Raw genomic sequence first — 24,901 nt, forward strand, 5'->3', positions numbered from 1 at the left:
TCCCTGTGGCAAAGATTCATCGGCTGGATTCCCGGCTCGCCAACCAGATCGCCGCCGGCGAGGTGGTGGAGCGCCCCGCCTCGGTGCTTAAGGAGTTGCTGGAAAACGCGCTCGACGCCGGCGCCCGCCAGATCACCGTGGACGTGGAGCAGGGCGGCACCAAGCTGATCCGGGTGCGCGACGACGGCAGCGGCATCGACCAGGATGACCTGCCGCTGGCCCTGTCCCGCCACGCCACCAGCAAGATCCGCGGCCTCGAAGACCTGGAGGCGATCGGTACCCTCGGTTTCCGGGGCGAGGCGCTGGCGGCGATCAGTTCGGTGTCGCGGCTGAGTCTGGCCAGCAATAGCGGCGACCAGGCCGAGGGCTGGCAGGTCACCGTGGAAGGGCGCGACATGGCGCCGTCCGTGGCGCCCACCGCGCACCCGCGCGGCTGCACCGTGACCATGCGCGACCTGTTCTTCAATACGCCGGCCCGGCGCCGTTTCCTGCGCACCGAGAAAACCGAATTCAACCACCTGGAAGAGGTGTTCCGGCGGGTCGCCCTGAGCGAATTCCAGACCGGCTTCCGCCTCAGCCACAACCAGAAAGTGATCCACCAGCTGCCGCCCGGAGACGACGAGACCCTGCGCGCCGCCCGTGTGGCGCGGTTGTGCGGCCGTGCCTTCATGGATCAGGCACTGACCGTGGACATCGAGCACGCCGGCCTGCGGCTGCACGGCTGGATGGGCCTGCCCACCTTCTCCCGGTCCCAGGCGGATTTGCAGTATTTCTACGTCAACGGCCGGGTGATCCGCGACAAGGTGGTCAGCCACGCGGTGCGCCAGGCCTACGCGGACGTGCTCTACCACGGCCGCCACCCGGCCTATGTGCTGTTCTTCGAAGTGGACCCGGCGCTGGTGGATGTGAACGTGCACCCCACGAAGCACGAGGTGCGGTTCCGCGAACAGCGCATGGTCCACGACTTCCTGTTCCGCAGCCTGCACCGGGCCATCGCCGAGGTGCGCCCCGGCGAGGGTCAGCACGGCGAGGGCCGCCCCGGCGACGCCGCGCCGGCCATGGAAGAGGGGCCGGCGCCCAGCCAGGGCCATATGGCCCTGGGCACCCCGGCCAGTGGCGCGCCGGGCGTCTCGGAGGGGCCGCGCCGGTCTTTCGGCGGCGGCTACGGCGGTGCGTTCAGCGGTGGCACGATCGCCGACGGCGCCCGCCAGGCCGGCGCCTACGGGCAGATGGTGTCGGCCACGCCCGCGCCCGGCGGTGATCCGGAGGCGTCGCACACGCCGCCGCTGGGCTATGCGGTGGCGCAGCTGCACGGCATTTTCATCGTCGCCGAGAACGAACACGGCATGGTGCTGGTGGACATGCACGCCGCCCACGAACGGATCACCTACGAGCGTCTGAAACGGGACTGGGCCGAGGAGAAAGTGCGCAGCCAGCCGCTGCTGGTGCCGGTGTCCATGGCGGTGTCGTCCCGCGAGGCGGATTTCGCCGAGCAGCAGCCCCAGGTGTTCCAGCGCCTGGGCTTCATGGTCGAACGGGCCGGCCCGGAAACCCTGGTGGTACGCGAGGTGCCGGCGCTGCTGCGCAACGCGGACAGCGAGACGCTGGTCCGGGACGTGCTCAGCGATCTGCTCGCCCACGGCAGCAGCGAGCGCATCGAGCAGCAGCTGGACGCGCTGCTCTCGTCCATGGCCTGTCACGGCAGCGTGCGCGCCAACCGGCGCCTGACCGTGCCGGAGATGAACGCCCTGCTGCGCGACATGGAGGCCACCGAGCGCTCCGGGCAGTGCAACCACGGGCGCCCCACCTGGACCCAGATGAGCGTCAAGGAGCTGGACCGGCTCTTCATGCGGGGGCAGTAGCGTGCCCGACCCGATTATCCTCCTGATGGGCCCCACCGGCGCCGGCAAGACCGAGCTGGCGATCCAGGCCGCCGAAACCCTGCCCGTGGAGCTGATCAACGTGGATTCGGCGCTGGTCTACCAGGGGCTGGATATCGGCGCGGCGCGCCCCTCGGCCGCGGAGCTGGCGCGGGCGCCACACCGGCTGATGGGGTTCCGCGACCCGGCCCGGCCCTATTCGGCGGCGGATTTCCGCGCCGACGCCCTGGCGGAAATCGAGGTGATCAGCGCCGCCGGCCGCATTCCCCTGTTGGTGGGTGGCACCATGCTCTACTTCAAGGCGCTGGTGGAAGGCCTGGCGCCGTTGCCCGAGGCCGACCCGGCGGTGCGCGCGGAAATCGCCGCCCTGGCGGAGCGGGAAGGCTGGCCGGCGGTGCACCGCGAGCTGGCCCGGGTGGACCCGCCCAGTGCCGACCGTCTCAAGCCCACGGACGGCCAGCGGCTGCAGCGCGCCCTGGAGGTGTTCCGCCTTACCGGCCGGCCGCTGAGCGCCTTTCATGGCGAGCACGACACCGCCGCCACGCCCCTGGGGGACGGCTTTTTCCGCTTCCCGGGCCTGGACCGGCCGGTGCTGAGCCTGGCGGTGGTGCCGCCGCGCCCGGAGCTGCACCGGCGCATCGAACACCGCTTCATGGCCATGCTGGAAGCCGGGCTGGTGGAGGAGGTGGCGGCCTTGCGCCGGCGCGGCGACCTGCACGCCGAGCTGCCGGCGCTCAAGGCGGTGGGATATCGCCAGGTGTGGCGCTATCTGGAGGGCGATTGGGATTACCCTACCATGGTGGAAAAGGGTATTATTGCCACACGGCAGTTGGCCAAACGGCAGCTTACCTGGCTGCGTAAATGGCCTGGAGTGGAAACCTACGACAAGACCCGTGACGAGGGTCGCATCGCCTGTAAAGAGCGGCTTGCAGGGGTTTGTAAAACCGTGTTTAGTTGACTCGCGGACTGTTTTTTTAAGGCTTGTTTTATTGGGACCAAGCCCCATAAAAGAACAACGAGTTAACAGGGCTTTCGGATGGTGGGGTCGGAAACTTTTCCTCGGGAAGGCTGCCATAGAAGTCCCATGGCCCCAGGACCGACCGGCATGGATGGCCGGCGGCACGTGGCCCGGACGTTAGCGCTGATAATTGCCCGCACTGTTTGGGCACCCACTTTTTATGACTCTTAAGGAGATTTGCCATGTCAAAAGGGCACTCGCTACAAGACCCTTTTCTCAATGCCCTGAGAAAGGAACGCATCCCGGTTTCGATCTTTCTGGTGAACGGCATAAAGTTGCAGGGACAGATTGAGTCCTTCGACCAGTACGTGGTGCTGTTGAAGAACGCTGTCAGCCAGATGGTATACAAGCACGCTATTTCCACCGTGGTTCCGGCTCGTAATCCGCGCGCCGCGGGTACCGGTGGCAACCCGGCCATGGCCGGCACGGCGGCACCGCAGAACGACGGCCCCGGCGAGGACTTCGGCAATCAGTAAGCCGATTCCCGGATATCGCCCCCGTCAAAGCCACGCCGTCCGGCGTGGCTTTGTTTTATATTGAGGTCTATGGATCTATTCGATCGTACAGAACAGGTTCGTACCGGCGCCGGTGAGAAAGCGGTGCTGGTGCATATCGACCTGCCCGACGCCCTGGGTCGCGAGGACCTGGACGAGTTTTATCATCTGGTGACCTCCTCCGGGGTGGAGCCGGTGGTGGAGTTGCTGGGCAAGCGCGACCGCCCCGACCCGGCGCTGTTTATCGGTTCCGGCAAGGCGGAAGAGCTGGCGGCGCTGGTGCGCGAGCATCAGGCCGACGTGGTGCTGTTCAACCATGGTCTGAGCGCCGGCCAGGAGCGCAACCTGGAGCGTGCGGTGAAATGCCGCGTGCTCGACCGCACCGGTCTGATTCTGGATATTTTCGCCCAACGGGCGCGTACCCACGAAGGCCGCCTGCAGGTGGAGCTGGCGCAATTGCAGCATCTCTCCACCCGGCTAGTGCGCGGCTGGACCCACCTGGAGCGCCAGAAGGGCGGTATCGGCCTGCGCGGTCCGGGTGAGACCCAGCTGGAAACCGACCGCCGCCTGCTGCGCGAGCGTATCCGCTCGATTCAGGCGCGGCTGGACAAGGTGCGCAAGCAGCGCGCCCAGGGCCGACGTGCCCGGGACCGTTCAGAAACCCCGCTGATCTCGCTGGTGGGGTACACCAACGCCGGCAAGTCGACGCTGTTCAACGCGCTCACCACCGGCGACGTCTACGTGGCCGACAAGCTGTTCGCCACCCTGGACCCGACCCTGCGCAAGGTGCGGGTGCCCGGGGTGGGGCCGGCGATTCTGGCCGACACGGTGGGCTTTATCCGCCACCTGCCGCACCGGCTGGTGCAGGCGTTCCGCGCCACCCTGGAGGAGACCGTTAACGCGTCCTTGCTGCTGCATGTGACAGACAGTAGTGTCGAAGAGAGCGACGCGAACGTGGCCGCGGTGAACGAAGTCCTGGAAGAAATCGGCGCGGATACCGTGCCCGTGCTGCATGTTTACAATAAGGTGGACGCCCTGGAAGACGCATCGCCGCACCTGGAACGCGATGAACAGGGGCTGCCCTGGCGTGTCTGGTTGTCGGCGCGCACCGGCGAGGGCTTCGACCTGTTGCATCAGGCGATCGCCGAGCGACTGGCGGACCGCTGGGTGGATCGCTGGTTGCGGCTGCCTCCGGAGGCCGGCCGCCTGCGGTCGCGCCTCCATGAAGCCGGCGAGGTGCGCGAGGAACAGGCGGCCACCGACGGCGGCATGCTGCTGCGGGTACATGTCAATCGGGTGCACTTCGAACGTCTGCTGCGCGAAGCCGGCCTGCGTGAAGAACAGGTCCGTGTTCCTGACCCTTCGGTTGCAGAGACGGATACCCCTTCCTACAATCCTGAACGCTCGCACAGAGCGGGATAACGGAGAATTCAATGGCCTGGAATGAACCCGGCGGAAACAAACCCAGGGACCCCTGGGGCGGGGGCGGCGGCGGTGGCGATCAGCGACCGCCCGATCTTGATGAAGCGCTGAAAAACCTTAAGGACCGCATCAACAACCTGTTCGGCGGCAAAGGCGGCGGCGGTGGCGGCGGCAACAAGTCGTCCGGCGGCTTCCCCGGCGGCCTGCTGGCGGTGGCCCTGGTGGTGCTGGTGGTCGGTTATGTGCTGATGGGTTTTTACCTGGTGGACCAGCGTGAGCGCGGCGTGGTGCTTCGCTTCGGTGAATTCAACCGCATGGTGGACCCGGGCCTGAACTGGCGCGCGCCGATCATCGAACAAAGCATGGAAGTGGATGTGGGGCAGAACCGCAGCTACGAAATCAGTGAGGAAATGCTCACCGAGGACACCAACATCGTCGCGGTGACCCTGGAAGTCCAGTACAAGGTACTCGACCCCCAGGCGTTCCTGCTGCGCGTGGGCGCGCCGGAGACCATTCTTCAGCACGCCACCAGCTCGGCGCTGCGCCACGTGGTGGGCAGCTCGACCATGGACGACGTGCTGCGCGACCGCCGCGAAGATATTCGTCTGCTGGTGCGCGAGCGGCTGCAGGAGTATCTGGACCGCTACAACACCGGCCTGGTGATCAACCAGGTGGTGCTGGACAAGACCGCCGCGCCGGAAGCGGTGCGTGACGCCTTCGACGACGTGGCCAAGGCCAAGGAAGACGAAGACCGCTTCAAGAAAGAAGCCGAGGCCTACTACAACTCGGTGATTCCGGAAGCCCGCGGCCAGGCCGCGCGCATTACCGAGGAAGCGGAAGCCTACAAGGTCCGCGTGGTGGCCGAGGCCGAGGGTGACGCCGCCCGCTTCACCGACCTGGTAGCGGAATACCGCAAGGCACCGGAAGTGACCCGTCAGCGTCTCTACCTGGACAGCCTCACCGAGGTGTTCAGCAACTCCAGCAAGGTATTGCTGGACGCGCAGGGCAGTGACAGCCTGATGTACTTGCCTCTGGACCAGATGTTCAAGGGCAAGCAGCCGGTGTCCGGCGACAGCGGTGCCGCCAACCGCGGCAGCGGTTCCGGCTCCTCTTCGTCGACCACCTCGAGCGCCGGCGCCGATGACGGCGGCAGTGGCCGTTCCGGCTCGCGCAGTCTGTACCAAAGCAACCGCACGGAGATTCGCTGATGGGCACACGTAGCTGGCTTATGCTGGTGGCAGTGGGCGTGCTGTTGCTGCTGGCTCTGGACTCTTTTTACATCGTCAACGAAACCGAAAAGGCCGTGCTGAAGCGATTCGCACGGGTGGAGAAAGCGGACATCGAACCGGGCATTTACCCGAAGGTGCCGCTGATCGACGACGTGGTGCGGGTGGACGGCCGTCTGCTCACCCACGACGTGCCCACCCAATCGTTTTTGACCGCGGAAAAGAAACTGCTCAACGTGGACGCCTTCGTGACCTGGCGCATCGCCGACGTGCAGCGCTACATCGTCAGTGTCGGCGCCGGCGTCAACGACGGTCTGGCCATGGAGCGCCGCGCCCGGGAGCTGCTCGACCCGCGCGTTAACGAGGCGCTGCGGAACCAGTTCGCCGAGCGCACCGTGCAGGAAGTGGTGGCCGGCCAGGGCGGGGCGCTGCCCGATGAGGCCCTGGACCCCACCGCGGTAAGCACCGAGGACCTCCTTAGCGGCGGCGACGGCGAGGCGAAAACCACCTCCGAAGTGGAGGCGGACGCCGAGGCCCAAGCCGCCGACGACGGCGGAGAGCCCGGCGACACGGCGGCGTCGTCACTGGGCGACGAGACCGATCAGCGCGAGAAGCTGATGAACTCCGTGGCCCAGGAAGTGAACGCCGCCACCCTGGAGGATCTGGGCATCGAAGTGGTCGACGTGCGCGTCAAGCAGGTGGACTGGCCGGATCAGGTGCGTGGCCGGGTCTTCGACCGGATGCGCGCCGAACGTGCCCGTGACGCCGCCGAGCACCGGGCGCGGGGCCGCGAGGACGCCGAGCGCATCCGCGCCGCCGCCGACCGTCAGCAGACGCAGATCGTGGCCCAGGCCTACGAGGAAGCGCAGCGCCTGCGCGGTGCCGGTGACGCCCGCGCCACCTCCATCTACGCCAACGCCTATGGCAAGGACGAGGAGTTCTTCCGCTTCTACCGCAGCCTGCAGGCGTACCGGGAAAGCTTCGACTCCAAGGAAGACGTGCTGATCCTCTCCCCGGACAGCGAGTTCTTCCAGTACATGAAGCAGAACCGCGGACGCTGAACACCGGGTGCCCGCCGCCGGGCGGCGGGTATCTGCCCCTCTGGGGACGTGTTAGAATCCATCAACCGGGTCACGAGGCCCGGTTTTTTTGTGGCCGCCACCTCTGCCGGCCCTCCGTTGGACCCCTGTGTCGATTGAATACCCTCGGGATCGTAAGATGAATCAGGAAGAACAGTGGTTGTTGCCCGACGGCGTCGAGGAAGTGCTTCCCGAACGCGCCCGGGCCATCGAACAACTGCGCCGCCGGGCTCTGGATCTGTACCAGTCCTGGGGCTACGAGCTGGTGTACCCGCCGCTGATCGAATTCCTGGAGTCCCTGCTGAACGGCGCCGGCCGTGATCTGGAGCGCGATACCTTCAAGATCACCGACCAGCTCAGCGGCCGCCTGATGGGCGTGCGCGCGGACATGACCCCGCAGGTGGCGCGCATCGACGCCCACAGCCTGCGCCGCAACGCCCCCACCCGTTTGTGCTACTGCTCCACGGCGCTGCGCGCCCGGCCCACCCAGGTGGGCGGCACCCGGCTGCCCTACCAGCTTGGCGTCGAGCTGTTCGGCCACGCCGGCGGCGACAGCGACCTGGAAGTGATTCTTCTGATGGGCGAGACCCTGGCCCTGGCCGGCGCCAACGACAAAGTGGTGCTGGACCTGGGCCATGTGGGTATTTTCCGCGCCCTGGTGGCGGCCTGCGATCTGGACCCCGCCGCCCAGGCGACCCTGGAAGATATCTACCTGCGCAAGGCGCGCACCGAGCTGACCCGGTTCCTGGACGCCCAGGCCCTGCCCGACGCCGCCGCCCGGGCGCTGGCGGCACTGCCGTTCCTGGACGGCGATACCGGCGTGTTCGCCCAGGCCCGCAGCCTGCTGGCCGACTTTCCGGACGCCACCGAAGCGCTCGCCGATCTGGAGCGGCTGGTGTCGGTGCTCGCCGAGCGCGGCCTGAACGTGCACCTGGACCTGGGCGAGCTGCGCGGCTATCACTACCACACCGGCTGTGTGTTCGCCGCCTACCTGCCCGGCGACAGCGAGCCGCTGGCCAAGGGCGGCCGCTACGATCACATCGGTGAAGTGTTCGGCCGGGCGCGCCCGGCCACCGGCTTCAGCGCCGACCTGAAAAAACTCGCCTCGCTGGCGCCGGTGCCGCGCGCCGGTGCCGTGCTCGCCCGTGGTGAGCTGGCGGACGCCGGTTTCGCCGCCCGGGTGGCGGAGCTGCGCGCCCAGGGTGAACGCGTGGTGCTGGCCCTGGCCGGCGCCGATAACGACCCCGCTGAATTGGGGTGCGACCGTGAGCTGGTGTCCGCCGGCGACGGCTGGACCCTGCAATCCATTTCCTCCTGACAGGCCAAAGCGAACAGCCATGGGCAAGAACGTCGTAATTCTCGGTACCCAATGGGGTGATGAAGGCAAGGGCAAGATCGTCGATCTGCTCACCGATCAGGCCGCTTACGTGGCCCGTTTCCAGGGCGGCCATAACGCCGGCCACACCCTGGTGATCGACGGCGAGAAGACCGTCCTCCATCTGATCCCCTCCGGCATTCTGCGCGACAACGTGCAATGCCTGATCGGCAACGGCGTGGTGCTGTCGCTGGAAGCCTTGCTCAAGGAAATCCGCGGCCTGGAAGACAAGGGTGTGCCGGTGCGCGAGCGCCTGCGCCTGTCCTCCGCCTGCCCGCTGATCCTGCCGGTGCACGCGGCGCTGGACCAGGCCCGGGAAGTGGCCCGTGGCGCCCAGAAAATCGGCACCACCGGACGCGGCATCGGCCCGGCCTACGAAGACAAGGTGGCGCGCCGGGGCGTGCGCCTGGGTGATGTGTTCCACCGCGAGCGCTTCGCCGCCAAGCTGGGTGAAGTGATGGACTACCACAACTTCATCCTGCGCAGCTTCTACAACGCCGAGCCGGTGGACTTCCAGAAAACCCTGGACGACACCCTGGCCCAGGCCGAGGACATCCGCGCCATGGTGTGCGACGTCACTGCCACCCTGCACGGCGCCCGCGAGCGCGATGAGAACATCATGTTCGAGGGCGCCCAGGGCACGCTGCTGGACATCGACCACGGCACCTACCCCTACGTGACCAGCTCCAACACGACCGCCGGCGGCACCGCCACCGGCACCGGTTTCGGGCCGCTGTATCTGGATTACGTGCTGGGCATCACCAAGGCCTACACCACCCGGGTGGGCAGCGGGCCGTTTCCCACCGAGCTGTTCGACGAGACCGGCCGTTACCTGGCGGAAAAGGGCCACGAGTTCGGCTCCACCACCGGCCGTGCCCGCCGTTGCGGCTGGTTCGACGCGGTGGCGCTCAAGCGCGCCATCCAGATCAACTCGATCAGCGGGCTGTGCCTGACCAAGCTGGACGTGCTCGACGGCCTCGAGGAAGTGAACATCTGCGTGGGCTACCAGGGCCCGGACGGCAAGGCCCTGGAGTGCGCCTGGGACGCGGACAGCTACTCCGAGGTGACCCCGGTGTACGAGTCGGTGCCCGGCTGGTCCGAGTCCACCATCGGCGTTAAGAAGCTCGAGGACCTGCCCGACAACGCCCGTGCCTACCTCAAGCGCATCGAGGAAGTCACCGGCGCGCCCATCGATATCATCTCCACCGGCCCGGACCGGGCCGAGACCATCGTCCAGCGCCACCCGTTCGGGTAGCGCCGTCGCGGCCGGCCGTCACTCCGTGGCGCCGGCCGCCGACCAGTCCAGGCGGATGTCATAGCCGTCGATACGCTTCTCCGGTTTCAGTGGCGTCACTTCGTCCGGATTGATGTGCCGGTAGACGTTCTCCGCCGGCTTCAGCGTGGCGTCGCGGCCGTACAGATAGCTCTGCTCTTCGACGATCAGCTTGTAGGCCTTGTTCAGCGCCAGGGCCCGTTCGCGGCTGGGCGTGATCAGCTCGTAGACGTCGGCGCCGGCCACCTTGTCGCGCTTGAGGCTGCCGTCCTCGTTGAACCAGCGCGCCTGCATCTCGTCGTTTTCGCGGAACTCATTGCCGCCGCCCACCAGCCGCAGGTACTGGGCGATCTCGCCCTCGTCCTGGTTGATCGCCGGGGCGTCGCGCATGCCCTTGATGTCGATGTAGCCCCAGCCCTCGGCGCCGGTGACCTTGCGCGGGAAGGCGAAGGTCTGGTCGATGGTGGTGCCCACGGTGGTGTGGCAGCCCATGCAGAAGCGCTGCTCCTGATTGCTCTGCGGGCGCAGGCTGCCGTCTTCTTTCTCGATGAAGCCCAGCACCATCCAGCCGAAGCCGTTGTCCATGCCCCGGTCGCCGTGGTCGGTGTAGTAGGGCAGGTTGCCTTCGGCTTTTTCCTGGTGCTCGTTGCCGTACAGGGATTTCAGGTGGGCGCTGTTGTAGAAGCGGATCTTGTTCATATAGCGCACTTCCTTCATGCGCGGCGGCAGGCCGATGCCGCCGTGCGCGTCCACGCCCACATAGCGGACCGTGTGCAGGAACTCGATGCCTTCCGGGTAGAGCATGTCACTGACCGGCACGTCGGCGGCGCCGCCCAGGTAGTGGTCCCGCTTCAAGAGGCTGCGGGCGGTGCCGAGGGTGCCGTCGCCGTCCAGGTCGGCGCATACCGCCTGCTCGTCGATGGGCGGCGTGCTGATGCGGTCGAGCTCCTTGATCGCCATCTCCATCAGCGACAGGTTGGCCAGGTAGACGTCCCGGGAAGCCTGCTCCCCCTCGGCGCAGGTACTGGTCCGGAACGCTTCCGGCAGTCGTACCATGACGTCATCGGTGCTGCCGTTGGTGGGCCAGAAGGTGCTCGGCAGCGGCTTGTAGTTGAACGCCACCCAGTGGCTGCCGTCCTTGGCGAAGCCTTGCTCGTCGAACGCCCGGGCGCCCTGCTGCAGGCCTTCGATGTAGGGCACCGGGCCCTGCCAATCGCTGTCTTCGGCCAGGGCGGTCATCGCCGGGGTGTAATTGTCCTGGTTGATGTAGTCGATGATGGCCTGGTCGGACATCTTCGCCACCTGCTCGCGGCGGTCCACGAACAGGTTGAGCCAGTGGTTGGTTTCCCCCAGCTCGGAAAAGTCATAAGCGCCCTGCAGGTAGCCGTCCCACATGGTGTTCGGGCGGGCCCGGTCCTCGTAGGTCTGGTGGCAGGTGTAGCAGGGGTTGAAGTCGCCCTCGGTGCGGGTATAGCACTGCGGCGGAATCGGTGCTTCCTGGTTATAGATGCTGTCGAGGTCCGGCGGCAGCTGGCGCTGCAGCGCCGTGTTGTCGGCGGCGGCCGGGCCGGATTTGGCCGCGCCGGTGTCCGCCGGTTGGCTCTCCGCCGGGTCGCAGCCCGCCAGAACCAGTGTGGCAAGCAGCATTGTGATGATCATTTTCATGAGCGCGAACCCTGAACATAAAAACAGAAAAAGGGGAGGGCGCTATGCGCTCCTCCCCGGGTCCGGAAAGCCGGATCAATCAGGCTTTCGGGTCCAGCAGCCACACCATGTTGTTCTCGTGGTTGCCGGTGTCTTCGCCGATCAGCAGGCGACCGTCGTCCATCACTTCCACGTTGTCCGGGCCGGACAGGCCGTCCACGCTGCAGGTGTTGGCGGCGTCGGTGGGGTCGTAGGGACCGCCGAGCTCCACCATCTCCAGGCGTGACACGTTGTAGTCCGCTTCCAGGGGCATGCGGAAGGCGCCGCCGCAGCGGGCGTCCTGGTTGGTCAGCTGGATCGCGCCTTCGCTGTCCAGCATGTTGCCGGCGATGTCGGACATCACCACATAGACGTGCGCCTGTTCACCGTCGCCTTCGACGCTGGCCTGGGCGCGCTTCTGGTTCACGTTGATGCCTTCCATCTTGTTGAACTCGCCGGTGGCGCCCAGCTTCACCGCCGCCTTGCGCGATTCCAGGAACGCCGGACGGTCGTCGGCGAACGGGCTGGCGGCGACGCTGCCGCTCTCGTCCAGGTCCTGGTTGAGCTTGGCTTCCGCCCAGTCGTTGATCTGCTGGTCGGAGATGTAGCTGTTGGCGCCGTCCACGTAGTCGGCGGTGGTGACGTCGTCGTACTCGTCCACCCAGCTCTCGATGTCCGCGTTGCTGGCGCTGGCCAGTTCCACCCAGTCGATGTCGAAGCCGGCTTCGGCGGCGTCCATGGGCAGGGTGTCCTGGGTCACCGCGGCGGCGTACAGGGTGCCGCTGCTCAGATCACCGGCGGTGTCGGCCACGAACTTGAACAGGATCACGCCGCCGCCGTCGTCGCTCATATAGACGGTTTTCTGGTCCGGCATCACCACCGCGTTTTCATGGGAGTAGCGGCCCAGGGTGAAGTGCTTCACCGGGGTCGGCGTGCCGGTGGGGTCGGTAATCTCGACGATGTAGCCGTAGTCGTAGGGGTTGGGGTAGGTCACCGTGTAATCGGTGTTGATCTCGCCGGCCAGGTAGTCGGCCAGATCCTGAACGCTGCCCTGGCCGGGTGCGTTCCAGTTCACGGTATTGTCAAAGTACAGCTCTTCGGAGGTGAGCGGCGTGTTCCACGGGGACACGGTGCCGAAGCAGTTCACCCAGGTGCCCTTCACGGCGGAGAAATCGACCATGGAAGCGTCGTTGTCCTGGACCACCCAGCGGCCTTCGTCGGTGCGGATCAGGTGCAGGCGGCTCATGCCGCCGGGACGGTCTTCCCAGTTGGTGAAAAGGTAGCCTTCGTCTTCGCTGACTTCCACCCAGCCGTTGAAGTCCGGGTCGTTGGAGACCTTGATCAGGGCGGTGCCGTCCTGCACGGCGATGCCGCCCAGGCCGGGTTGCGGGGCGCCGGCCCAGGCGTCGCCCTGCTGGCCGAGCACGTTATAGCGGCCGGTGGCCACCCGCATGATCTGCTTTTCTTCGTCGGTTTCCGGTACCGAGACGCCCTCGAACGGCTTGTTGATGTCGGTGTTTTCGATCAGGCCCACGGTGGCGTGGCGGTAGACGTGCCCTTCGGCGTCGGGCGTCACGTTGGCGTCGGAGGGGTGCTGGATGTTGGTGAACACTTCGCCGTCCTGTTTCAGGAACAGGCCGGTGGCCTCGGAACCCAGGGGGAGGGTGGCGACACGGGTCAGGCGTTCCATCTGGATGCCGCCGGTGTCACCGCCACCGTTATTGCTGTCGCTATCACCGCCGCAGGCGGCCAGGGCGAGCGAGGTGGCGATGGCCAGCGCGCTCAATTTAAAACGGGCGTCGTTCCGCAGATACATGGGTTTCTCCGTCTTATTCAGAATGGGATTGGGGAGGCGGCCAATCCTGACGGAGAAAAATGTCAATTCAGTGTTCGTAAAATGGCGGCTATGTGAACGCGGTCTTCACGGAGACGCCGGTCACACTATTTCTTGCGGCGGCGGGTGATTACGATCAGAACGATGGTGAGGCCCAGGGCGCCGGCGGGGAACAGCAGCAGCAGGCGTTCACGGCGTTTGGCCTTCTCCAGCTGGGCGTCGGCTTTCCGGACTTCCGGGTTCACGGCCTGGTCGGCCTGTTCCTGGGCGACCACCGGAGTGGCGGCACTCAAACCCAGAGCCAGAATCAGGGAAGCAAGGAAAAGGCGCATGCTGAAGGGGCCTTTAGAGCGGATACAAAAAGGGCTCCCATGGGGAGCCCTTTTCTGAATTGGTGCCGAGGAGAGGACTTGAACCTCCACGGGGTTGCCCCCACTAGCACCTGAAGCTAGCGTGTCTACCAATTTCACCACCTCGGCTTGTTTCGTTGAACGACCGATTCCGGCCCTTCATCGCGAAAGCGCGTGCATTCTAGTATATGATGCCGGGATGTCAACGGTTAGTTCCGAAAACATTGGGCATTTCGCCCGTTCGAGGCTACCCGCCCGGCCTTCCGCTTCCGGCTTGATTTCGCCGGCCCCCGTGGTGCGTGAGTCCCCTGCTGGGTTAAGGTAGCGCCCGCCGGCGCCATCCGGCGGGCTTATACACATGTATTTTATTAGAGGTTATTGAATGGCACCCAGGAAACGCTATAAGGATCCCCACGCGGACCGGGAGGCGTCGAAGTACGAGAATCCGGTTCCCAGCCGCGAGTTGATCCTGCAGGTCCTCGACGACCAGGGAAAGCCGCTCGGTAAGCACGACCTGGCCGGGCTCCTGGACGTGGACGAAGACGGCGAGGTGGGCCTGGAGCGCCGCCTCAAGGCGATGCTGCGCGACGGCCAGCTGGTGGAAAACCGTAACGGCAAGGTGGGCATCGCCTCGCGCATGGATCTGATCGCCGGCCGGGTGCAGGGCCACCGCGACGGCTTCGGCTTCCTGATCGCCGACGAGCCCGGCCGCAAGGACCTGTTCCTGGCGCCCCGGCAGATGGAAAAAGTGATGGACGGCGACCGGGTGCTGGTGAGCACCGCCGGCGTCAACCGCTTCGGCAAGGAAGAGGCGCGCATCGTGGAGATCACCGAGCGCGCCGTCACCGAGATCGTCGGCCGTTATCACCGCGAGGCCGGGGTCAGCTTTATCGAGCCGGAAAACCGCCGCATCACCAAGGAAGTGCTGGTCGAGGACCTCAACGGCATCAAGCCCGAGCACGGCGACCATGTGCGCGCCGAGATCACCCAGTATCCGTCCCGCGACCAGCACGTGCTGGTGCGCCTGCTCGAGGTGATCGCCACCCCGGACCAGGCCGGCATGGAAGTGGAGGTGGCGCTGCGCCGCTTCGAGATCCCCCACCAGTGGCCCAAGGGCGTGCCCGAGGAAGCCGAGCGCTTCGGCGCCGAGGTGCCGCATCCCGCCAAGGCCCACCGCGTGGACCTGCGCGACCTGCCGCTGGTCACCATCGACGACGAGAGCGCCAAGGATTTCGACGACGCCGTCTATGTGGAAAGCCGCCAGCGCGGCGGCTGGCGCCTGATCGTGGCGATCGCCGACGTCAGCCACTACGTGCATCCGGGCACGGCGCTGGACAACGAGGCGCACAAGCGCGGCAACTCGGTGTACTTCCCCAACCGGGTGGTGCCGATGCTGCCCGAGGCGCTGTCCAACGGCCTGTGCTCGCTGAACCCGCACGTGGACCGGCTGTGTCTTTACTGCGACATGCTGGTGTCCGCCAACGGCCGAATCTCCCGCTTCGTGTTCCGCGAAGGCGTGATGCGCTCCCGTCACCGCCTCACCTACAACAAGGTGGGCGCGATTATCGAGGAGCCGGAATCCGAGCTCGCCACCGAAACCGTGAAGAGCCTGGACGACGAAACCCTGGATTCGGTGTGGGCCTTCCACGAGATGTACCTGGCCCTGCGCCGCCGCCGGGAACTGCGTGGCGCCATCGACTTCGAGAGCAACGAAAGCCGCATCCTGTTCGATGAGCAGTCCAAGATCCGCGACATCGTGCCGGTGCAGCGCAACGTGGCCCACGTGATGATCGAGGAGGCGATGCTGGCGGCCAATATCTGCGCCGCGCGCCTGCTCGAGAAAGCGGAGCTGCCGGCGCTCTACCGGAATCACGAGCCGCCCAAGGAAGAGCGCCTGACCAACCTGCAGCAGTTCCTGGGCGGGCTGGGCCTGAGCATTCCCTGGTCGGAAGGGCCGATCGGCCCGCAGGTGTTCCAAGAGCTCGGCGAGACCATCGCCGACCGGCCGGACCGCCAGGTGATCCAGACCATGATGCTGCGCACCATGAGCCAGGCCAAGTACGAGGCCCATGTGAAGGGCCACTTCGGGCTGGCCTACAACGCCTACACCCACTTCACCTCGCCGATCCGCCGTTACCCGGACCTGCTGGTGCACCGCGCCATCCGCTACCTGATCCGCAGCGGCGCGGACACCCCCCACGCGGACAACCCGGGCGGCCTGCCGGCGATCCAGCGCGATCACATTCTGCCGTTCAGCCTCAACGACATGATCGCCATGGGCGAGCACTGCTCGATGACCGAGCGGCGCGCCGACGACGCCACCCGCGATGTGGAGCAGTGGCTCAAGTGCCAGTACATGGAAGACCACCTGGGCGCTGAGTTCGACGGCGTGGTCAGCGGCGTGGCCGCCTTCGGCCTGTTCGTGCAGATCAACAACCTGCACATCGACGGCCTGGTGCACGTGGCCAACCTGGACAGCGACTACTACCACTTCGACGACGTCAACATGGCGCTGGTGGGCGAGTCGTCCGGGCGCCGCTTCAGCCTCGGTGACGCGGTGACGGTGAAGGTGGCCGGCGTGCACACCGACGACCGCAAGATCGACCTGGAGCTGATCAGTTCCACGCCGGCGCCGGGCAAGCGTGGCGGCCCCAAGCCCAAGGCGGCGGCCAAGAAGGGCGCCCGCAAAGGGGCCAAGAAAGGCGCCGGCCGCAAGAAGCCGGCCGCCGGCAAGGGCGGCGGTGACGCCGGTGGCGGGTCCGAGCGGGAAAAGATCGCCCGCGGTGACATCCCCGGCGACGCCAAGAGCGGCGACGGGGCCAAGAAGAGCGGCCAGCGTAAGCCGCGCCGCCGCCGATGAACAAACCGCTCATGTACTCCGGCATCCACGCGGTGGAGTCGCTGTTGCGGCACCGCCCGGAAGGGGTGCTGGAATTGTTCGTGCTGGACACCCGCGCCAAGCGCGGCGACGCCCGGCTGGAAACCCTGATCATCGCCGCCCGGGACCAGGGCATCGCGGTGCAGTACAGCCGCCGCGAGTCGCTGGACAAGCTGGCCGGCCCCCAGAACCAGGGCGTGGTGGCCCGTGCCCGGCCGCGCAGCGCCGGCGACGAGCAGGCCCTGGCCGCGCATCTGGACGGCCTGGATCATCCGCCCCTGCTGCTGATCCTGGAAGGGGTCACCGACCCGCATAACCTGGGCGCCTGCCTGCGCAGCGCCGACGCCGCCGGCGTCGACGCGGTGGTGGTGCCGCGCCGCCATGCCGCCGGGCTGACGCCGGTGGCCTGCCGCAGCGCCGCCGGCGCCGCCGAGGCGCTGGCCTACTTCGAGGTGGGCAACCTGGCGCGGGTGCTGGAAATGCTCAAGGACCGTCGTATCCAGGTGGCCGGCACCGCGCTCAACGAGCGCAGCCAGTCATTGTTCGATTATCGCCCCGAGGCCGCTTTGGCCGTGGTCATGGGCGCCGAAGGGGAAGGCCTGCGGCGGCTGACCCTGGAGCGTTGCGACGATTTGGTCGCGATTCCGATGGCTGGTGATGTGCAGAGCCTTAATGTCTCCGTGGCGACGGGAGTGGTGCTGTTCCACGTCCGTGCCGCGCTCGCGCGCTAGGAGAATCCAGGGTGTAGGGAGCAGGGGCAAGGTGCTACGAGTGCCTGGTGGGAGCGGGCCTTGCCCGCGAAAGGCAAGCAACGCTTGCCGGCAGGATCCCAGAGACATATCCAACCCTGCCATTAATAACGCCTCTGGTATCCTGCCGGCCGGTTACACCGGCCTTTCGCGGGCGGGGCCCGCTCCCACCCGCCGCCATTACTGGCTTGCAGCATGCAGCTGCTTTGAGCTAGACTCCCCGCCCTTCCGTGCCCTCCGGGGCGCGGACTCCTTGCCTCACCGCCTGTCGCGGGAGGCTGCGCAATCCGTAAGGAGCCAACAATGCGTCATTATGAAGTCGTGTTCCTGGTCCACCCGGACCAGAGTGAACAGGTTCCCGCCATGGTCGAGCGCTACAGCGCCATCGTGACCGACGGCAAGGGCACCATCCACCGCCAGGAAGATTGGGGCCGCCGTCAGCTGGCCTACCCGATCAACAAGATTCATAAAGCACACTACGTGCTGATGAATATTGAATGTGACGGCGACACTCTCGAAGAGCTGGAAAACACCTTCCGCTTTAACGATGCCGTTATCCGTCACCTCGTGGTGCGTCGCGAGCGGGCTATCACCGAGCCTTCGCCGCTGTCCAAAGCCAACGAGAAGGAGGAGGCCACCAGCTGATTTCCGGACACAATCACTGCCAACTCACCGGCGTCATCGCCAGCCTGGAAAAGGTTGCGGTTACACCGGCCGGCGTTCCCCGCCAGCGTTTCTGGCTGGAGCACCGGTCCCGGCAAGTGGAAGACGGTCAACCCCGTGAAGTCCGAGCCCGTATCGCCATTGTTCTGGTCGGCGGCAACGCCAGTCTGATCCAGGGCCTGCGGGAAGGGCAAAGCGTCACGGTCACCGGTTTTCTCTGCCAGGCCGGCTACAAGGGCGAAGCCCGGGACCGTTTGCAGTTAATCGCGGAAACACTGGAGCCCCACTAAGGAATCGAGAGGAGTTTACCCATGGCCCGTTTTTATCGCCGTCGCAAGTTCTGCCGCTTTACCGCGGAAGGTGTCGAGTTCATTGATTTCAAGGATCTGGACACCCTGAAAGCCTACATCACCGAAACCGGCAAGATCGTGCCCAGCCGTATCACCGGCACCAAGGCACGCTATCAGCGTCAGCTGGCCTCCGCTGTCAAGCAGGCCCGCTTCCTGGCGCTGCTGCCGTACGCCGACAGCCACGACAATTAAGCCGAGGGGACCGTCATGCAAGTGATCCTGCTGGAAACCATCAAGAACCTGGGTGACCTGGGCTCCGTGGTGGACGTTCGCCCCGGTTACGGCCGTAACTTCCTGATCCCGCAAGGCAAAGCCCTGCCGGCCACGAAGAACAACCTGGCCGAAGTGGAAGAGCGTCGCGCGGAACTGGAAAAACAGGCCGCCGAGCTGCTGAGCGCCGCCGAAGCGCGCGCCGAGAAGCTGGCTGAAGCCACCATCACCGTGGGCGCCAAGTCCGGTGACGAAGGCAAGCTGTTCGGCTCCGTTGGCACCGCCAACATCGCCGACGCGATCAGCGAGCAGACCGGCGTGGCCGTCGAGAAAGCGGAAGTGAAGCTGCCGCTGGGCGCGATCCGCCAGACCGGCGAGTACGAGATCGACCTGAGCCTGCACGCCGACGTGACCGTGACCATCAAACTGACCGTAGTGCCCCAGGAGTAATCCCGGCCTGCGTAAGCGGTTTGCCCCCACGGGGGCACGGTGACAGAATCAGGGCACTGTCCGGCAACGGGCGGTGCCCTTTTCGTTTAACGGACCTGCCATGAACGAACCCCTGAGTCTGGACGATCATCTCCCGGATAATCTGCGTATCCCGCCCCATTCCCAGGAGGCGGAGCAAGCCGTGCTGGGGGGGTTGCTGCTCAACAACGAAGCCTGGGACGAAGTGGCCGAGCGGGTCGGGCCCAAGGACTTCTACCGCAAGGAACACCGGCTGATCTTCCAAGTGGTCGATCAACTGGTGGAAGAAGAGAAGCCCTGCGACCTGGTGACCGTGTCCCAGGCGCTCACCCACCGTGGCGAGCTGGACGACGTGGGCGGCATGACCTACCTGTCGGACCTGGCCCGTAACACGCCCAGCGCCGCCAACATCAACGCCTACGCGGACATCGTCCGTGAGCGCAGCATCCTGCGCCAGCTGATCCAGGTGTCCCACGGCATCGCCGAGCAGTCCTTCAACCCCAAGGGCACGCCGTCGCTGGAAATTCTCGACGCGGCGGAGTCGGCGATTTTCGAAATCGCCGAGCAGCAAAAGAAGGGTAGCGGCCCGCAGGACATCAAAACGGTCCTGAAAAAAGCCGTCGACCGCATCGACGAGCTCTACAAGAACAAGAACTCGCTGACCGGTCTCACCACCGGCTTCGAGGAACTGGACAAGATGACCTCAGGGCTGCAGCCCTCGGACATGGTGGTGGTGGCCGGGCGGCCGTCCATGGGTAAAACCACCTTCGCCATGAACCTGTGCGAAAACGTGGCGCTCAAGGCGCACAAGCCGGTGCTGGTGTTCTCCATGGAGATGCCCGCCGACGCCATCGTGATGCGGATGCTGTCCTCGCTGGGGCGCATCAACCAGACCTCGATCCGTTCCGGGCGCCTGGATCAGGACGACTGGCCGCGCATCACCTCGGCGATTCAGATGCTCAGCGAGCAGAAGTTCTTCATCGACGACACGCCGGCGCTGAGCCCCCTGGAACTGCGCACCCGGGCGCGACGAGTGGCGCGCGAGTGCGGCGGCCAGCTGGGCATGATCATGATCGATTACCTGCAGCTGATGCAGGTGCCCGGCGCCGACAGCCGTGTTAACGAGATCTCGGAGATTTCCCGCTCGCTGAAGGGCCTGGCCAAGGAATTGAACTGCCCGGTGGTGGCGCTCTCGCAGCTCAACCGCTCCCTGGAACAACGCCCCAACAAACGCCCGGTGATGTCCGACCTGCGGGAATCCGGGGCCATCGAGCAGGACGCCGACGTGATCATGTTCCTGTATCGGGACGAGGTCTATAACCAGGACACCACCGAAAAGGGCATCGGCGAAGTGATCATCGGCAAGCAGCGGAACGGCCCCATCGGCACCGTGCGCGTGGCGTTCCGGGGCGAGTACCTGCGCTTCGACGACCTGGCGCCGGAATACTATCAGCAGTATGCCGGCGACGAGTAACGGCGCATGCGCGGTACCTTTCTGGAAATCCGCCCCCGGGCCCTGACCGACAACGCGCGCCGCGCCCGGGCGCTGGCCAACGGCGCCCGGGTGTTCGCCATGGTCAAGGCCAACGGCTACGGCCACGGCCTGGGCCTGGCGGCCCGCGCCTTCGCCAACGCCGTGGATGGCCTGGGCGTGGCGGTGATCGAAGAGGCCCAGGCGCTGCGCCATCTGGGGCTGGCCCACCCGGTGCTGGTGGCGGAGGGCTTCTTCGACGCCGACGAGCTGGCCCTCGCCTCGCGGCTGCATGCGGAAGTGGTGGTGCACTCGCCCTGGCAGGTGGACCTGCTGGCGGCGCGGCCGGCCCCGCTGGGGGTGTGGCTCAAGGTCAACACCGGCATGAACCGGCTCGGCATGGCGCCGGACCTGGCCCGGGCCCAGGCGGCGCGCCTGCGCGCCATCCCCGGGGTGCGGCTGCTCGGCGTGATGAGTCATTTCGCCTGCGCCGACGCCGAGGACGACACCTTCACCGACCACCAGCTGGCCATCGCCGACACCCTGGCCAAGGAGCTGAACGTGCCGCTCAGCGCCGCCAACTCCGCCGCGCTGATCCGCTACCCCGAGGCCCGCGCCCGGCGCGTGCGCCCCGGCATCATGCTCTACGGCTCCTCGCCGTTCCCTTGGCGCAGCGCCGCCGATCTGCAACTGGCGGTGACCCAGCGCTTCAGTGCCCGGCTGATCGCCATCAACCCGATTCAGGCCGGCGACACCGTCGGCTACGGCGCCACCTGGCGCGCCGACGCCCCGGGCCGTATCGGCGTGGTGGCGGTGGGCTACGGCGACGGCTACCCGCGCCACGCGCCCAGCGGCACCCCGGTGGCGGTGAACGGCCGGCGCACCCGGCTGGTGGGCCGGGTCTCCATGGACATGATCACCGTGGACCTGACCGGCCTGGACGCCCGGGTCGGCGACAGCGTCGAGCTGTGGGGCGACACCGTGGCCGTGGACGAAGTGGCCGCCGCCTGCGGTACCATCAGCTACGAGCTGTTCTGTCAGATCACCGGCCGGCCGGTACGAGTCATCGCCGAATAAGGAGCTTTCGTGGCGAAAAAGAAAACCGCGTTCGTCTGCAACGAGTGCGGCGCCGACTTCCCCAAGTGGCAGGGCCAGTGCCCGGCCTGCGGCGCCTGGAACACCCTGCAGGAATTCGTCGTCGATCCGGCCATGCCCAAGAGCCGCTCCGCGGAACGCAGCGGCTTCAGCGGCCAGCTCTCCGAAGTGCGCCAGCTCAACGAAATCGCCCTGGAAGACAGCCCCCGCATCAGCGCCGGCATGGACGAGCTGGACCGGGTGCTGGGCGGCGGCCTGGTGCCCGGCTCGGCGATCCTGCTGGGCGGCCACCCGGGGGCCGGTAAATCCACCCTGCTGCTGCAGGTGCTGTGCCGGCTGGCGGACCGGGAAAAGTGCTTCTACATCACCGGCGAGGAATCCCTGGCCCAGGTGGCGATGCGCGCCGACCGCCTCAAACTGCCCAAGGAAAAACTGCGCCTGGCGGCGGAAACCGACGTGGAGCAGATCCTCGAGCTGGCCCGCAAGGAGCAGCCGCGGCTGCTGGTGGTGGACTCGATCCAGGTGATGTATCTGGCCGGCCTGCAGTCGGCGCCGGGCAGCGTCTCCCAGGTGCGCGAAGGCGCCGCCGCCCTGACCCGCTTCGCCAAGCAGACCGGCACCGTGCTGCTGCTGGTGGGCCACGTCACCAAGGACGGCACCCTGGCCGGGCCCAAGGTGCTGGAACACATGATCGACTGCTCGCTGATGCTGGAAGGCTCCGCCGACGCCCGCTTCCGTACCCTGCGCGGGCTCAAGAACCGCTTCGGCGCGGTCAACGAACTGGGCGTGTTCGCGATGACCGGCGAGGGATTGAAAGAGGTGAAGAACCCCTCGGCGATCTTCCTCAACCGCGCCGACGACATCGCCCCCGGCTCGCTGGTGACGGTGGTCTGGGAAGGCACCCGGCCGCTGCTGGTGGAGCTGCAGGCGCTGGTGGACGCCAGCCATTTCGGCAACCCGCGGCGGGTGTGCGTGGGCCTGGAAGCCAACCGGCTGGCCATGCTGCTGGCGGTGCTGCACCGCCACGGTGGCATCCAGGTGGGCGACCAGGACGTGTTCGCCAATGTGGTGGGCGGCGTGAAAGTGGCGGAGACCGCCGCCGACCTGGCGCTGGTGCTGGCGATCGTCTCCAGCTTCCGCGACCGGCCCCTGGGCCGGGATCTGGTGGTGTTCGGCGAGATCGGCCTGTCCGGCGAGATCCGCCCGGTGCCGCAGGGCCAGGAGCGCCTCTACGAGGCGGTCAAGCACGGCTTTAAACGTGCCATTATTCCCAAGGCCAACAAGCCCCGTCAGTTGCCGGACGGCGTCGAAGTGATCGCCGTGAGCACCCTGGCGGAAGCCCTGGAGCAACTATGAAAAAACAATTCGCGGTGATGGGGCTGGGCGGTTTCGGGGAATCCGTCGCCCGGGAACTAATGCGCCTCGGCCATGAAGTGCTGGGCGTGGACATTGATGAGAACAAGGCCAATCAGCTCGCCGACCATCTCACCCAGACGGTGATCGCCGATGCCACCGACGATTCGGCGCTCAAGGAAATGGACCTGCACCGGTTCGACGCCACCCTGGTGGCGATCGGCGAAAACATCGAAGCCAGCATCCTTTGCACCATGCATTTGAAATCCCTGCATGCGAAGGAAGTCTGGGTGAAAGCGATTACGCCCACCCACCATAAAATCGCGGAAAAGCTGGGCGCGGACCGCATCTTCCACCCCGAGTACGAGATGGGGCTGCGGGTGGCGCAAACCATGGCGCACCCCAACATGCTGGACTACATCGCCCTGGGGGATAACTGCTTCGTGATCGAGGTACGCCCCGGGGAGGTACTGGAAGACCGGCCGTTTTCCGACCTGAAGATCGATCCCGAAAAGGTACGCCTGCTGGCGATAAAGCACGGCAACAGCGTGACCTTCCAGCCGACGCCGGATTACCGGCTGCGCCGTAACGATCATCTGGTTCTGCTGGGCGAAGAGAAAGCCCTGCGCCACTTTACCGAGCGCCTATGAGATCCTGGCTGCCGGGTCTGCGCGCGCGGGTAAACCTGAAAGCAAGGCTGCGCCACACTTGGCGCTACAGCCCGCCGACCATTCTCAGTGGCGGTTTTTTGCTACTCATCGCCGTCGGCACCGCCCTGTTCGCCACGCCTTTCGCCAGCCATCAGGGCATGACGTTCTGGGAAGCGTTGTTCACCGCCACCGCGTCGATCACGGTGACCGGCATGTCGCTGGTGGACCCCGCCAGCGACCTGACCCTGTTTGGTCAGTTGCTGGTGATGGTGTTGTTTCATCTGGGTGGCCTGGGCCTGATGACCTTCGCGGTGCTGACGGTGATGGCCCTGGGCGGCCGGCTCGGGTTGAAAGGCCAGCGGGTGGTCCGCGAGGCCATGGACCAGGCATCGCCCGGGGACGTGATGCTGCTGGTGCGGCGGGTGGCGCTGCTGGCGCTGTGCCTGGAAGTGAGCGGCGCGGCGGTGCTGGCCACGGTCTGGGTGCCGGCCATGGGCTGGACCGAGGGGTTGTGGATGAGCTTTTTCCACGCCGCCTCGGCCTTCAACAACGCCGGGGTCTCGTTGCTGCCTGACGGGCTGGCCCCCTGGGCGGCGACGCCGTTGATAACGCTGGTGATCACCGGCCTGTTCATTACCGGCGGCCTGGGTTTCACCGTGCTCACCGACCTTTGGCGTCAGCGCCGTCTTTCGAAGCTGAGCCTGCACAGCAAGCTGACCCTCACCGGCACCCTGATTCTGGCGGTGGGCGCCTGGCTGCTGATCATGGCCTTTGAATGGACCAACGGCACCACCCTGGCGGCGGTGGACAGCGGCTCACGGCCCTGGCTGGCCTGGTTCGTGGCGGTGGTGCCGCGCAGCGCCGGCTTCTCGGTGGTGGACATGAGCAGCCTGTACGCCCCGAGCGTGTTGCTGGTGATGTTTCTGATCTTCATCGGCGGCGGCAGTAATTCCACCGCCTCGGGCATCAAGGTCAGTACCTTCATGGTGGTGGTGCTGGCCACCCGTGCGTTTCTGACCGGCCGCCGCCGGCCCACCGCCTTCCGCCGCACGGTATCCCTGGATTCGGTGTTCCGGGCCTATACCGTGGTGGTGCTGAGTATGCTGATGGTGATGCTGGGCTGCTTCCTGCTGGTTATCCTGGAGCCGGAAATGAAACCCATGGACGTGCTGTTCGAAGGGTTTTCCGCCTTTGGCACCGCCGGGCTGTCACGGGGTATCACCGAGGATCTGTCCAAGCCAAGCCAGGCGATCCTCATGGTACTGATGTTCGCCGGGCGTATCGGGCCCCTGGCGCTGGCGTTTTCCCTGGCCCGGCCGCGCGCGGTGAAACTGCGTTACGTGGAAGATCAGGTGCAGATCGGCTGATCCGGGTGGCGCG

The 24,901-nt window shown here is 66.3% G+C and carries 22 protein-coding genes and 1 tRNA gene; 19 read left to right on the plus strand and 4 right to left on the minus strand.

The genetic code is table 11. The features are described from left to right. Positions 1-5: 5 nt before the first annotated feature. From mutL to ACMG4O_RS04945, 8 genes are all read left to right on the plus strand, one after another. The gene (gene mutL, locus ACMG4O_RS04910) at positions 6-1,862 is read left to right on the plus strand and encodes a DNA mismatch repair endonuclease MutL (RefSeq protein WP_142947435.1); all 1,857 of its coding nucleotides are present in this window, start codon (positions 6-8) and stop codon (positions 1,860-1,862) included. A gap of 25 nt (positions 1,863-1,887) precedes the next feature. Next, complete coding sequence (miaA, locus tag ACMG4O_RS04915) at positions 1,888-2,838, plus strand: tRNA (adenosine(37)-N6)-dimethylallyltransferase MiaA (protein WP_414434855.1); 951 nt, start codon at positions 1,888-1,890, stop codon at positions 2,836-2,838. A 242-nt stretch (positions 2,839-3,080) separates the two neighbouring features. Next, the gene (gene hfq / locus ACMG4O_RS04920; RefSeq protein WP_142947434.1) at positions 3,081-3,374 is read left to right on the plus strand and encodes an RNA chaperone Hfq; all 294 of its coding nucleotides are present in this window, start codon (positions 3,081-3,083) and stop codon (positions 3,372-3,374) included. A gap of 69 nt (positions 3,375-3,443) precedes the next feature. Next, complete coding sequence (hflX, locus tag ACMG4O_RS04925) at positions 3,444-4,814, plus strand: ribosome rescue GTPase HflX (protein ID WP_142947433.1); 1,371 nt, start codon at positions 3,444-3,446, stop codon at positions 4,812-4,814. An 11-nt stretch (positions 4,815-4,825) separates the two neighbouring features. Beyond that, complete coding sequence (gene hflK / locus ACMG4O_RS04930) at positions 4,826-6,022, plus strand: FtsH protease activity modulator HflK (RefSeq protein WP_142947432.1); 1,197 nt, start codon at positions 4,826-4,828, stop codon at positions 6,020-6,022. Beyond that, positions 6,022-7,101 (plus strand): protease modulator HflC, encoded by a 1,080-nt coding sequence (gene hflC / locus ACMG4O_RS04935; protein ID WP_142947431.1) that lies wholly within the window; start codon positions 6,022-6,024, stop codon positions 7,099-7,101. The genes hflK and hflC overlap by 1 nt, the downstream gene beginning before the upstream one ends. 157 nt (positions 7,102-7,258) lie before the next feature. Then, positions 7,259-8,437 carry an ATP phosphoribosyltransferase regulatory subunit gene (locus ACMG4O_RS04940; protein WP_414434525.1) on the plus strand — a complete coding sequence of 393 codons (1,179 nt, stop codon included), beginning with the start codon at positions 7,259-7,261 and terminating at the stop codon, positions 8,435-8,437. A 19-nt stretch (positions 8,438-8,456) separates the two neighbouring features. Beyond that, positions 8,457-9,749 carry an adenylosuccinate synthase gene (locus ACMG4O_RS04945; protein ID WP_142947429.1) on the plus strand — a complete coding sequence of 431 codons (1,293 nt, stop codon included), beginning with the start codon at positions 8,457-8,459 and terminating at the stop codon, positions 9,747-9,749. 18 nt (positions 9,750-9,767) lie between these two features. Here ACMG4O_RS04945 and ACMG4O_RS04950 read toward each other — a convergent pair whose 3' ends face one another. The 4 genes from ACMG4O_RS04950 to ACMG4O_RS04965 all read right to left on the minus strand — a co-directional run bounded on the left by ACMG4O_RS04950 (position 9,768) and on the right by ACMG4O_RS04965 (position 13,763). Beyond that, entirely contained in the window at positions 9,768-11,414 is a 1,647-nt protein-coding gene (locus ACMG4O_RS04950; protein ID WP_414434526.1) for a hypothetical protein, read from the minus strand. A gap of 97 nt (positions 11,415-11,511) precedes the next feature. Beyond that, positions 11,512-13,266: an alkaline phosphatase PhoX gene (locus ACMG4O_RS04955; RefSeq protein ID WP_414434527.1), complete on the minus strand. Its 1,755-nt coding sequence runs from the start codon at positions 13,264-13,266 to the stop codon at positions 11,512-11,514. Positions 13,267-13,391: 125 nt separating this feature from the next. Further along, positions 13,392-13,616 carry a hypothetical protein gene (locus ACMG4O_RS04960; RefSeq protein ID WP_370201872.1) on the minus strand — a complete coding sequence of 75 codons (225 nt, stop codon included), beginning with the start codon at positions 13,614-13,616 and terminating at the stop codon, positions 13,392-13,394. Positions 13,617-13,676: 60 nt separating this feature from the next. Next, positions 13,677-13,763, minus strand: a tRNA-Leu gene (locus ACMG4O_RS04965). A 253-nt stretch (positions 13,764-14,016) separates the two neighbouring features. On the opposite strand from ACMG4O_RS04965, the gene rnr reads away from it, so the two are divergent. The 11 genes from rnr (at position 14,017) to ACMG4O_RS05020 (ending at position 24,888) form a co-directional block, all read left to right on the plus strand. Next, a complete protein-coding gene (gene rnr / locus ACMG4O_RS04970; RefSeq protein WP_370211690.1) occupies positions 14,017-16,494 on the plus strand; it encodes a ribonuclease R in 2,478 nt (825 codons plus the stop codon). Then, entirely contained in the window at positions 16,491-17,243 is a 753-nt protein-coding gene (rlmB, locus tag ACMG4O_RS04975) for a 23S rRNA (guanosine(2251)-2'-O)-methyltransferase RlmB (RefSeq protein WP_194856398.1), read from the plus strand. The genes rnr and rlmB overlap by 4 nt, the downstream gene beginning before the upstream one ends. Positions 17,244-17,564: 321 nt before the next feature. Next, a complete protein-coding gene (gene rpsF / locus ACMG4O_RS04980; RefSeq protein WP_194856399.1) occupies positions 17,565-17,906 on the plus strand; it encodes a 30S ribosomal protein S6 in 342 nt (113 codons plus the stop codon). After that, positions 17,906-18,214: a primosomal replication protein N gene (gene priB, locus ACMG4O_RS04985; protein WP_067611544.1), complete on the plus strand. Its 309-nt coding sequence runs from the start codon at positions 17,906-17,908 to the stop codon at positions 18,212-18,214. The genes rpsF and priB overlap by 1 nt, the downstream gene beginning before the upstream one ends. A 21-nt stretch (positions 18,215-18,235) precedes the next feature. Continuing rightward, positions 18,236-18,466 (plus strand): 30S ribosomal protein S18, encoded by a 231-nt coding sequence (gene rpsR / locus ACMG4O_RS04990; RefSeq protein ID WP_067611543.1) that lies wholly within the window; start codon positions 18,236-18,238, stop codon positions 18,464-18,466. Between the two features lie 15 nt (positions 18,467-18,481). Further along, positions 18,482-18,934 carry a 50S ribosomal protein L9 gene (rplI, locus tag ACMG4O_RS04995; protein ID WP_142947422.1) on the plus strand — a complete coding sequence of 151 codons (453 nt, stop codon included), beginning with the start codon at positions 18,482-18,484 and terminating at the stop codon, positions 18,932-18,934. A 100-nt stretch (positions 18,935-19,034) separates the two neighbouring features. Next, positions 19,035-20,426 (plus strand): replicative DNA helicase, encoded by a 1,392-nt coding sequence (gene dnaB, locus ACMG4O_RS05000; protein WP_194856400.1) that lies wholly within the window; start codon positions 19,035-19,037, stop codon positions 20,424-20,426. Positions 20,427-20,432: 6 nt separating this feature from the next. Next, the gene (gene alr / locus ACMG4O_RS05005; protein ID WP_414434528.1) at positions 20,433-21,500 is read left to right on the plus strand and encodes an alanine racemase; all 1,068 of its coding nucleotides are present in this window, start codon (positions 20,433-20,435) and stop codon (positions 21,498-21,500) included. A 9-nt stretch (positions 21,501-21,509) separates the two neighbouring features. Continuing rightward, the gene (gene radA, locus ACMG4O_RS05010) at positions 21,510-22,874 is read left to right on the plus strand and encodes a DNA repair protein RadA (protein ID WP_414434529.1); all 1,365 of its coding nucleotides are present in this window, start codon (positions 21,510-21,512) and stop codon (positions 22,872-22,874) included. Then, positions 22,871-23,521, plus strand: a complete 651-nt coding sequence (locus ACMG4O_RS05015; RefSeq protein ID WP_067606441.1) for a potassium channel family protein — start codon at positions 22,871-22,873, stop codon at positions 23,519-23,521. The genes radA and ACMG4O_RS05015 overlap by 4 nt, the downstream gene beginning before the upstream one ends. Then, entirely contained in the window at positions 23,518-24,888 is a 1,371-nt protein-coding gene (locus ACMG4O_RS05020; protein ID WP_194856403.1) for a TrkH family potassium uptake protein, read from the plus strand. Before ACMG4O_RS05015 ends, ACMG4O_RS05020 begins: the two co-directional genes overlap by 4 nt. The last annotated feature ends 13 nt before the right edge of the window (positions 24,889-24,901 follow it).

Origin of the sequence: Alloalcanivorax venustensis (assembly GCF_047495515.1) — a bacterium.
Lineage (GTDB): Bacteria > Pseudomonadota > Gammaproteobacteria > Pseudomonadales > Alcanivoracaceae > Alloalcanivorax > Alloalcanivorax venustensis.